Raw genomic sequence first — 10,637 nt, forward strand, 5'->3', positions numbered from 1 at the left:
CGTCCTACTCACCCTCCGGCTGGCAGCCCGGTGCGCGGGGCGGTCGCCAGGTGGTCACCGACCCGCTTGACCATGAGGGTCATCTCGTACGCGACCTGGCCCACGTCGGAGTCGGCGTCGGCGAGCACGGCCAGGCAGCTTCCGTCGCCGGCCGCCATGACGAAGAGGAACGCCTCGTCGAGCTCGACCACGGTCTGGCGGACCCTGCCGGAGTCGAAGTGGCGGCCGACGCCCTTGGCGAGGCTGTGGAAACCGGAGGCCACGGCGGCCAGGTGCTCGCTGTCCTCCCGGGTGAGGTCCTTGGAACTGCCGGTGGGCAGGCCGTCGCCCGAGAGGACCACGGCCTTGCGGATGCTGGCGACCCGGTCGACCAGCTCGTCGAGGAGCCAGTTGAGGGGGCTTGAGCCACGGCCCCTGGTGTCGTTGCCGGACTGCGGTGCGGTCATCGACCGTCCCCTTCGTTCTCGAATCCGGGACCGGCGGCGGCAGGGGTGCCGGCCTCGGTCACGGACTGGTGTGGTGCGTTCTGCTGGGCCTGCGGTGCCTGCTCCGCCTGCTGCCGCGCGTGATGGTCGCGGCCCGCGGTCCAGCCGCGCTGGAGCGAGGACATGCGGCGGCGCACGTCCTCGGCGTCGCGGTCGGCCACCGGGTCCGCGGCGGCTTCGGCGGATGCCGGGGCCGGGCCGTTCCTGAGCTGGGGCGCCAGGCTGGCCTGGCGGATCCGCCGGGGCAGGGCCGCCCCGGCCGGCGCCGTCGCGGGGCGGGCCGGGCCGTTCGGGACCGGCGCCGGGTGGGCCGGGCCGTTCGGGACCGGCGCCTCCTGCGCGGGGTCGGGGACCGCCGAGACGGGGCGGGGCTCCACGCGGCGGCCGTGCTCGGCCACCAGGGTCGGGGTCGGGCGGCGGCGCGGCAGCGGGACGGCGCCGGGCGAGCGGGCGCCGTCGGGGCGCACGGATTCCGCGTGCGCCGGCTCCAGGCGGACCGGGCCGGTGGGCGGCAGGGGCTCCCGCTCACGGTGGTCGCGGTCCCGGCGGTCGCGGCCGCGGTCCCGGTCGTGGCTCCGGTCGCGGTCGCGGAAGGCGTCCCGGCCGGAGTCGCGCTCGCCGAGCCGGGCGGCGCCCCGCTCGGCGGGGGCCTCGGTGGACCGGTCGCCCTTCCAGAGGCCCGAGCGGTCGCCGGAGCCGTCCGCGGCCCGCTCGCCCATGCGGTCCGCGATGCGGTCGCCCTTGCGGGCGCCGCCGCGGTCGGAGTGCCGGTCCGTGTGCGGGCGGCCGGTCTGGCGCAGGCCGAGCAGGGAGTTGCGCGAGATGCCGTTCGGCGGGGTCTCGTCGTCGAGGGTGGCCATGGCGGGCCGGCCCTTGGCTCCCGAGACCCCGGTGAGCCCGATGGTGCCGGCGGAGCCCGTGATGCCCGTGGGGACGTCCTCCGGGGCCGGGACGGGCTCGTCCAGGCCCAGCATGCCGATCGGGGCCTCCAGCTCGACGGGGCCGCGCAGTTCGGCGCCGGCCGGGAGCCGGCGGTCGGCGGCGCCCTCGGCGACGGCCTTCGGGCGGGCGGAGCCGACCGCGCCTCCGGAGCCCCTGCCACCGGCCAGCCGGATGCCGCTGCCGTTGGTCTCGGGAGCCTCCGTCAGCAGGGCCACCGGGAGGAAGACCACCGCGGTGGTGCCTCCGTAGGGACTGATCTGGAGCCGGACCTTGACCTCGTGGCGGTGGGCGAGGCGGCTGACGACGAACAGGCCGAGGCGGTCGGTGTCGGAGAGCTCGAACTCGGAGGTGTCGGTGAGCCGCAGGTTCGCGTCGAAGAGCGCCTCGGGGGTCATGCCGAGGCCGCGGTCGTGGATCTCCAGGGTGAAGCCGTTGGCCACGCGCTCGCCGAGCACCTGGACCGCGGTGTGCGGCGGGGAGAAGACGGTGGCGTTCTCCAGGAGTTCGGCGATGAGGTGGGTGACGTCGGCCACGGCCGGGCCGGCGATGCCCAGGCGCGGCAGGCGGCGCACCTCGACGCGCTCGTAGTCCTCCACCTCGGCGACGGCGGCCCGTACGACGTCCATCAGCTGGATGGGCTTGCGCCACTGGCGGGAGGGCGCGGCGCCGGAGAGGATCACCAGGCCTTCGGCGTGGCGGCGCATGCGAGTGGTCATGTGGTCGAGGCGGAAGAGGTCGGCGAGCTCCTCGGTGTCCTCGGTGCGCCGCTCCATGGTGTCGAGCAGGGTGAGCTGGCGGTGCAGCAGGACCTGGTTGCGGCGGGCCAGGTTGACGAACACCTCGGAGACTCCGCGGCGGAGCTCCGCCTGCTTGACGGCGGCTTCGATGGCCGCGCGCTGCAGGGAGTTGAGGGCCTGGCCGACCTGGCCGACCTCGTCCTTCTCGTACTCCAGGCGGGGGGCCTCGGTCTCCACGTCCACGTGCTCGCCCGCGGCGAGGCGGCGCATCACGCCCGGGAGGCGGATGCCGGAGACCTCGTGGGCCTCCTTGCGGAGCCGGGAGAGGTCGCGGATCAGATCGCGGCCGATGCGCACCGACAGCACGAGGGAGACAACGAGGGCGATGAAGCCCAGCACCCCGGCGAGGGCGGCCTGTACGAGGACGTCCATGGCGACGGGTTCGACGCGCTTCTGGTACCGGTCGCCCGCGGCGGTGCCCATGACGGCGAGGTCTTCGAGGACCTTGCCGGTGGCCTCGTCCCACTGGGCGGCTGTCACGTTGCGCGGGCTGTGGGTAGCGCCCTGGACGAGGAAGCGTTCCTCCGCCTCGCGCAGGGAGCGGCTCTCCGGGTTGTTCCAGTACTGCTCGAACTGCTGCCGGTCGGCGGCCGGGAGGATCGCGAGGTTGAACTCGTAGAGCAGCTTGCGGTTGGCGACGAAGTCGGAGACGTGCCGGACGTCCGCCTGGCCGACGTTGCGGGCGGCCAGGGCCCCGGCGACGAGGGCGTCCTCGCGGGAGAGCGTCTCGCGGGCGCGGGTGACGCCGACGAGGGCGCGGCCCTGCTTGTCCATCTCCACGTCCTGGAGGGCGTGGAGGTTCATGAGGAAGTCGTAGCAGGGGTCGACGAGCCGGTTGTAGAGCTCCAGCGCCTGGTTGGTGTCGACGGAGCCCCCGTCGACGGCGCCGCGCAGCGCGCCGATGCTGCGGAAGGCTTCGAGGATGGAGTTCAGGTGCCGGGCCGATGACGGGGTGAGTTCGTCGACGACCTCGGGATCCCTGGCGTCGGCGGAGATCTTCTCCACCTCCGCGTCGGTGGCCGCGCGCCGCTTGGTCAGCTCGGCTGTGGCGTTGGAGGCGCGGGGGTCGCCGATGACCACGAGGGTCTGGCGGCGTTCCTTCTGGATGACGCGGACGACGTCCTCGACCGGGTAGCCGACCTTGTCGATGACGTAGGCGACACCGAGCAGTTGGACGGCCTGCCGGCCGGTGATCACTGTTGCGAAGCCCCAGAGGGCGGTCAGGGAGACGAGCGGCACAAGGAGCAACGCCACGATCTTCCGGCGGATGGACTTCCCGCGAAAGCGCATGGCCTCCCCAGCCTCCCCCAGCTCAACCCCGTTACCGGGGGTTGGTGTTCCGTCATTTAAACGGCGTGAGCCTACTACTGCCACAGTGAACCTTCGAAGGCCTGTCCGGACGTTTTCGGCCTGACCCCAGGACGAAGATCACGAGTTGTCCGATAGATCCGGTGAAGTGCGGCCCGATATGTGGCAGATGACACTCCGTGGGGCCTCGGTTCCCGTAGCGGAATGGATGGCTGGAATTCTTCGTTCCGCGATACTTCGGGGCGCCGGTCGCGTCCGGGATCCGGGAATCTCTCGGCCCGTTCGTGCGTCTACCTGTTCTGGGCGGGCATGAGCGGCCGCGAGGAGGGGAGGGGACCCTGGTGAAGAAGTACGAGGAACACCGCGAAGAACACGGCCACCGCAAAGGCGGCGGCAGCGGCGCGGGGACCGGGAGCACGCGGGGGCGGGTCCTGTGGGTGGACCAGCCGGCCGGACGGCGCCGCATGCCGGATCCGGTGCGCGACTCCGCCGTACGGGCCGTGCTGATCGTCGCCGTGACGCTGACGACCGCCACCATCGCCTTCTTCCTGACGGTCACCGGGTCCTGGCTGGCCCTTCCGCTGTCGCTGGGAGCGATAGCGGCGACGATCGTGGCCACCTGGGGCGTGCTCGACGTGATGATCACCCGGCAGGCGTGGAACCAGCGCCACGGGGTCGTCTCGGAGCCCAGCAGCACGGCCCGTGACCGGCGCCGCGAGCGCCGCAGGGCGCGCCGGGAGGCCCGCTCGGCGCCTCCGCTGCCGCCCCGCGTACCGGTGCGCGGCGAGGCGACCGGCATCTGGCCGCCGCCGACGCGCACCGGGCGGGGCTGAGGCGGGCCGGGCCCGCCGGAGCCGACACCCGCCGGACGGGGTCCGGCGGGTCGGTAGGCGCGGCCCGCCAGGGCCGAGCCGTTCGGGCGGCGCGTCGGAAGGGGCGCCGGAAGGGGCGGTCAGCTGCGGCGGTCAGCTGCGGCGGTACATGCGGGTCGCCGTGATCTCGCCGTGGATCGTCTCCCCCTCCGTGAACTGCTGGGGCAGCCCCGGGCGCAGGTGTTCCTCGACGCTGATGTACTTGAGCCCCGCGCGCAGGTCGGCGTCGTTGCGCAGGCGGATGACCAGCGGGAACTCGGCGAGGGCCGTGGTGTCGAACAGGCCCGTGGTGTAGAGCAGCTGGACGCCGAGCGCGTCCGAGACGGCCCGCTGGAGTTCCAGCAGGTACGTGGCGTTCGCGCGCCCGATCGGGTTGTCGAGGAAGAGCGTGCCCGCGTGCCGGTGCTTGTCGCGGCCGCGGTCGTTGCTGCGCAGCGCCGCCATCGTGCAGTACAGGGCGATCGCGGCGGTGAGGAGCTGGCCGCCGGAGAACACGTCGCCCATCTGGCCCACCGGGACCCGCTCGGCGCGCAGCACCGCGTCGGGCTTGAGGATCTCCACCGCGATGCCCTTGGGTTCCAGGGCCGCCTGGACCCCGTGCAGCAGCAGCGACATGCCATCCCGGCGGCCCTCGCCGAAGGAGGCGGTGCTGTTCTTCTTCACGGCGGCGCGGGTGGCCTCGTCGATGACCTCGCCGAGCCGCTCCGTGAGGGTGGCCTGGTCGGGCTCCTCGAAGCGGATGCGCAGGAACTCCTGGCCCGACCACTCCCCCAGGCCCTCGGGCAGCTGGGAGAGCCGCTGGGCGGAGCGCAGGGTGGCCAGGGCCGACTCCACGAGGCCGCGCAGCCGGTCGACGATGCTGTCGCGGTTGCGTTCCAGCTGGGCGAGCTCGTCGGTGAGGACGCGCAGCCGGGGGGCGAAGGCGACCGCCCAGGCTGCCGCGTGCTCGGGCAGGGCGGAGGCGGGCAGTTCGCGGATCTGCTGGCGCGCGGGGGTGCGCACCTGCTCGTAGCGGTTGGCGTTGGCGTGCCGGACCAGGATGTCGCTCGCCTCGCGGACGGCGGCCTCGGCGGCCGACAGGTCGGCGGCGCAGCCCCGTAGCGAACGGCGGGCCTCGGTGGCCGACTGGCGGGCCTCCTCCAGGCTGCCCGGGTGGGCCACCGGCTCCTGCTCGTCCTCCGGGTGGGTGTGGTCGCGCAGCAGGTCGCGGAGCATGGCCGCGGTCTCGTCGAAGCCGCCCGCGCCCTCCTCGGCGGTGCGGTGGGCGCGCAGCAGGTCGGCGTGGGCCGCGCGGGCGGACTCCACGGCGGCTGTGTGGGCGGCGAGTTGGGCGGTGGCGGTACGGAGCCTGGCCTGGGCCTCCTCGACGTTGTCGGGGATCAGCTCCTCGGGCAGTTCGGTGTGCGCCCCGCCCTCGGCGGGGGCGTGCCGTTCGGCCTCGCCGCGGAGCCGGCCGAGCTGCTCGCTGGCGGTGGAGGCGCGGGTCTCCAGCATCTGTACGAGGGCTTCGGCGCGGGCGGCGGCGGCCTGCCGGGAGGGGCCGTCGGCCCCGTCGGTGCCTTCGAGGAGCTGGGCGGCGCGGGTGCGGACCTTGTTGGTGAGGCGGTCGAGCTCGGCGAGGGCCACGCTCTCGTCGCTCTCGGCGCGGGCCTGCTCGGAGCGCAGGTCGGCGCCGACGCCTACCTTCTCGTAGAGCTGGGAGGCGGCGCGGTAGGCCTCGCGCAGCGCCGGGAGCGGCGCCTTGGCCCCGGTCCCCGCGGGGGCCTCGGGCAGCGGATCGGGGGCGCCGGCGATCTCGGCGCGCTCGGCGCGCAGGGCGCGGGCGGTGCGGCGGGCGTCGTCGGCGGCGCGCTGGGCGGCGCGGCGGTCCTCGTCGGCGGCCCGGGCCCGGTCGAGGCAGACCTCGGCGCGGGCCTCGGACTCGGCGGCGTCGTCGGCGAGTTCGCGCAGCTTGGTCTGCCAGCCGGCGCGCTCGCGGAGCCGGTAGGCGAGGCCCGCGAGGGCGTCCGCGACCCGGCGCGCGCGCTGGGCGGTGTCCTGGCGCTCGTCGCGGACCCGGGAGGCGTCGGCGGCGGCCTCGTCGGCCTCGGCGCGTACGGTACGGGCCTCCGCGAGCTCGGCGTCGGTCTCCTCGGCGAAGGAGCGGGCGGCGGCGGCCTGCTCCGCGAGCTCGGCGAGACGGCCGGGCGGGCAGCCGGTGCGCCAGGACAGCAGCCGGGCGGCGAGCTCGCGGTCGCCGGACAGCCGGGCGGCGAGCTCGCGGATCTCGGTGTCGCGGGCGGTGGCGCGGGCGCGCAGCGCCTGGCGCTCCTCGTCGGCGGCGTGCTCGTCGTGCATGGCGGGGTTCGGCGGCACGATGAAGATTCCGGACCCGTCGGCGTCGCCGGCCGGGGGAACAGGCGCCAGCAGGGCCGCGGCGGTACCGACGGCGACGGTGGAGCGGGGCAGCAGGGCTGCGCCGGAGAGGACCTCGCGGGCCCGGGAGTGGGTGTCGGGGTCGGTGATGACCACGCCGTCGACGAGCTCGGGGCGGGCGGCGAGGACGGCGGCGTGGTCGGCCGGGTCCACGGACTGGGCGAGGTAGCGCCAGCCGGGGAGGGCGGGGATGCCGTGCTCGCCGAGGAACTCGACGGTGGCGAGGACGTCGGGGCCGGGCGGCAGCAGGCCGCCGTCGCCGAGGGCGCCGAGGATGCGGGAGTCGTCGGCAGCGGCGGTGCGCAGGTCGAAGAGCTGGCGTTCGGCGGCCGCGACCCCGCGGGTCAGCAGGTCGCGCAGCTCGTCGGCGCCCCGGTCGAGGTCCTCGACGGTGAGCCAGCCGGCGGCGCCGGGGCCGGTGGCGGGGCCGGTGGCGGGGTCCTGCGGGGCGGCGGGGGTCCCGGCCGTGCCCGTCCCGGTCCCGGATCCGCCGTTCGGCGTACCGGCGCCGTGGCCCGGGGAGGCGTGCGCGCCGCCGGGGGCCGAGGGGGCTCCCAGGAGGGCCGCCAGGCGCGGGGCGCCGGCGAGGGAGGCGGCGGCCCGGTGCTCGGCGTCGTGGGCGGCCTCGGCCGCGTCGGCGGCGTCCGCGGCGCGGGCGGCGGTGAGTTCCGCGCGGGATTCCGCGGCGGCGGCCTCCCGGGCGGCTTCGGCGGCTGCGCGGGCGGCGTCGCGGGACTCGTCCCAGGCGGCCACGGCCGTCTTCTCCGCGTCGGCGGCGGCCAGGGCGGCGCGGGCCGGGTCGGCGTCGGGGGCGGAGTCGTCGAGCCAGCCGGCCCGGACGGCCTCGGCGGTCTCCTGCTGGACCTCGGCGAGGCGGGCGCGCAGGTGCTCGGCCTCGCTGCGGGCCCGCTGGGCGGCGGTGGCCGCGGAGGTGGCCGCGCGGTGGGAGGACTCGCCGGTCTCCTGGAGGACGGCGGAGCGCTCCTCCTCCTCGTTGGCGGCCCGCTCGCCCTGTTCGGCGGCGGCGTGCAGGGCCCGTACGAGCTCGGTGGCGGCGGTGGCCCGGGCGGCGAGCGCCGGGGCGGCGTCCCGCTCGGCCTCCAGGATCGCGGCGGCGACCCGGGCGGAGCGGTCGGCGGCGGAGCGGTGGCGCAGCACGTGCTCGGCGGCCTGCCAGGCGGAGTGCAGGGTGCGGGCTTCGAGGAGTTCGCGGCGCTGCGCGGCGGCGGCCTTGTCGGCGACGGTCAGGGCCAGCGAGGCGTGCCGGTAGGCGAGTTCGGCCGAGACGGCGGCGCTGCGGGCGCGGGCGGACTCGGCGGCGGTGACCTGGTGGGCGGCGCCGGTGACCCGCTGCGCGAGGTCGGCGGCCCGGCCGCGCTCCTCACCGGCGCGGGCGGACAGGCGCCGGGCGAGGGTGCGCGTGCGGCGTTCGGCGCCGGCGTGGACGTCGCGCAGCCGGGAGCGGGCCGCGGCGGCCTCGACGATCTTCGTGAGGAGCTCTACGGAGCCTGCGGTGAAGTCGCGTTCGGCCATCAGCTCCGCGCGGCGGCCCAGCTTGTTGCCGAAGCCGTGGACGAGGTCGGCGAGGCCGTCGGTGTCCCGGGTGTCGGTGACCGCGCGCAGCAGCAGGTCGGTGAAGTCGGAGTCCTTCTTGACCGCGAAGAGGCCGGCGGCCTCGCCCTCGTCGGCGTTCATCTCGCGCTGGTAGCGGAAGAGTTCGGGGTCGAGGCCGAGCTCGGTGAGGTGCTCGTTCCAGCGGTCGTGGATCTCCTCGAAGCAGACCTCGAGGTGCGGGTACGCCTTGCCGGCTTCGGTCAGGGCGTCGCGGAAGCCCTTCATGGTGCGGCGACGGCCCTGGGCGCCGGAGACGCCCTCCACCGGCGGGCGCACCGAAGTGGCCTCGGCGACCGGGAGGTTGTCCAGACTGAGGCCCGGTCCGGGGCGGAAGGAGTACCAGGCCTCCGCGAACTTGCGCGGATCGTTGGAGACTTGGCGGCCGCGCCATTCGCTGACCTTGCCGACGACCACGCACTCGCCGGTCTGGGTGTGCTGCCATTCCAGCGCCACGTGGCCGCAGTCGTCGGCCAGCAGGAACTTGCGCAGGACGCCGGAGCTGGCGCCGCCCAGGGTGTTGCGGTGGCCGGGCAGCATGACCGAGAAGATCAGCTTGAGGAGGACGGACTTGCCGCCGCCGTTCTCCAGGAAGAGCACGCCGGCGGGTGCGGGGCGGCGCGGCGGGCCGGTGGGCTCGTCCTCGAAGAACTCCGCCTGGGTGGGCGCCGGATGGGGCACCGGCCGGCCGACTCCGCGCAGGTCGAGCACGGTGTCGGCGTAGCGCGCGCCGGCGGGCCCGATGGAGTAGAGGCGGATCCGGGACAGCTCGTACATGGCGGCGGACTCTCGTGGTCTTTCGTAGGTCGTACGTAGGCCGTACGGGGACGGGTGGCGGGGCGTCGCGGGCGGGGCCCTGGGCGTGGAGCGGGGCCCTAGGCGTGGAAGGGCAGGCCCGCGTCGGCGGCGAGCTCCAGGTCGTCGCCCTCGGGCGGCGGGAGCAGGCTGGCGGAGCCGTCGCTGACGGGGACGACGCCGAGGTCGAGGAGCTCGGCCATGGCCGCGCTGCCCGCCATGTCGCGGACCTGGAGCTGGTAGCGGGGGGTGGTGCGGTACGTGCCTCCGGCCTCGTCCCCGGTGCGCTGGAGGAACCCGGAGTCGGTGAGGAAGGCGGCGGCCTTGCCGACGATGCCGGTGGTGGAACCGGCCAGCCTGCGGGCGTCCTTGGTGGCGCCGGTCGCGCTGCGTCGGGCGTAGACCCGCCAGGCGGCCTCCAGGCCTGGGGCGTCTGAGGCCGGGTCGGTGTTCTCGCCGAGTTCCTCGGCGCGCTCCTCCAGGCGGCGGCAGGTCTGCCGGACGAAGGCGTCGACGCCGTTGACGGTGATCCGGCCGATGTAGCCGTCGTCGGCGAGGTCCTCGGGTCGGGGGAAGGCCAGGGCGGCGACCGCGAGGTGGGCGAGGCCGTGCAGGAAGCGGTCCGCGGACTCGGCGGTGGTGCGGCGGGCGTAGTCGCCCATGCGGACGGCGAAGACGGAGTCCTCACCGGCGGCCACGGCCATGCCGGCGCGGGAGGACACCTCCAGGACGACCAGGCCGAGACCGGTGGCGACGGCGTCGGCGAGCCGGGCGAAGGCGGGCTCCTCGCGGTAGCGGCGCAGCAGTTCCGCGTACTCGGCGTCGCGGGCGGGCAGCAGCTTGGGCTGGAGCCCGAACGCGACGAGCCGGGCCGCATCCGCGGCGTCCGCCGGGGTGACGGTTCCCTGCGGGGCCTGTGCGTGTGCGGCTGCCTGGACCGGAGCCGGAGCCTCGTGCACCTCGGGCTCGCGCCACGCGGGGTGCTGCTCGGCGTGGTGGTCGCTCACGGGTGGGTCTCCTCGGTGGTGCGGGTGGTGTGGGTGCGGGTGCGGGTGCGGGTGCGCCGGGCGGCGGGGGTGTGCGGTGGCCGCGGGGCGGCGGGTCGGGCGTGCGAAGGCCGCGCAGCGCCAGGTCCGGGATGCGCCAGCCGCCGCGGGACGGCAGATCCGGCGTGCGCCAGCCGCCGCGGGACGGCAGATCCGGCGTGCGCCAGCCGCGCAGCGGCTCGTCCTGCGTGCGGCGGCCGCACAGCGCCAGGTCCGAGATGCGCCAGCCGCCGCGGGGCGGCAGATCCGGCACGCCTCAGCCGCGCAGCGGCGGGTCCGGCGTGCATCAGCCGCACAGCGGTGGGTCCGCTGTGCGCCAGAGGCCACGGGGCGGCAGGTCCGGCATGCCTCAGCCGCTTAGCGGCA

Annotated in this window: 5 protein-coding genes; 1 reads left to right on the top strand and 4 read right to left on the bottom strand. The window is 75.8% G+C overall.

Going from position 1 to position 10,637, the window contains the following annotated elements; translation table 11 throughout:
- Positions 1–8: 8 nt before the first annotated feature.
- Together ACIA8F_RS27915 and ACIA8F_RS27920 are read right to left on the bottom strand one after the other, a co-directional pair.
- Positions 9–446, bottom strand: coding sequence for a roadblock/LC7 domain-containing protein (locus tag ACIA8F_RS27915; RefSeq protein WP_399382813.1), 438 nt, complete (start codon positions 444–446; stop codon positions 9–11).
- A complete protein-coding gene (locus tag ACIA8F_RS27920) occupies positions 443–3,478 on the bottom strand; it encodes a nitrate- and nitrite sensing domain-containing protein (RefSeq protein WP_399382934.1) in 3,036 nt (1,011 codons plus the stop codon). The genes ACIA8F_RS27915 and ACIA8F_RS27920 overlap by 4 nt, the downstream gene beginning before the upstream one ends.
- Before the next feature lie 395 nt (positions 3,479–3,873).
- Here ACIA8F_RS27920 and ACIA8F_RS27925 point away from each other — a divergent pair, with 395 nt between their 5' ends.
- Positions 3,874–4,365, top strand: coding sequence for a hypothetical protein (locus ACIA8F_RS27925; protein WP_399382814.1), 492 nt, complete (start codon positions 3,874–3,876; stop codon positions 4,363–4,365).
- Positions 4,366–4,497: 132 nt separating this feature from the next.
- Here the strand turns inward: ACIA8F_RS27925 and ACIA8F_RS27930 are convergent, their stop codons facing one another.
- Both ACIA8F_RS27930 and ACIA8F_RS27935 read right to left on the bottom strand, forming a co-directional pair.
- Entirely contained in the window at positions 4,498–9,207 is a 4,710-nt protein-coding gene (locus tag ACIA8F_RS27930; RefSeq protein ID WP_399382816.1) for a hypothetical protein, read from the bottom strand.
- A 98-nt stretch (positions 9,208–9,305) separates the two neighbouring features.
- On the bottom strand, positions 9,306–10,232 hold the full coding sequence (locus ACIA8F_RS27935) for a hypothetical protein (protein WP_399382818.1): 927 nt from the start codon (positions 10,230–10,232) through the stop codon (positions 9,306–9,308).
- Positions 10,233–10,637 lie beyond the last annotated feature (405 nt).

Origin of the sequence: Streptomyces sp. NPDC051563 (genome assembly GCF_044454225.1) — a bacterium.
GTDB lineage: Bacteria > Actinomycetota > Actinomycetes > Streptomycetales > Streptomycetaceae > Streptomyces.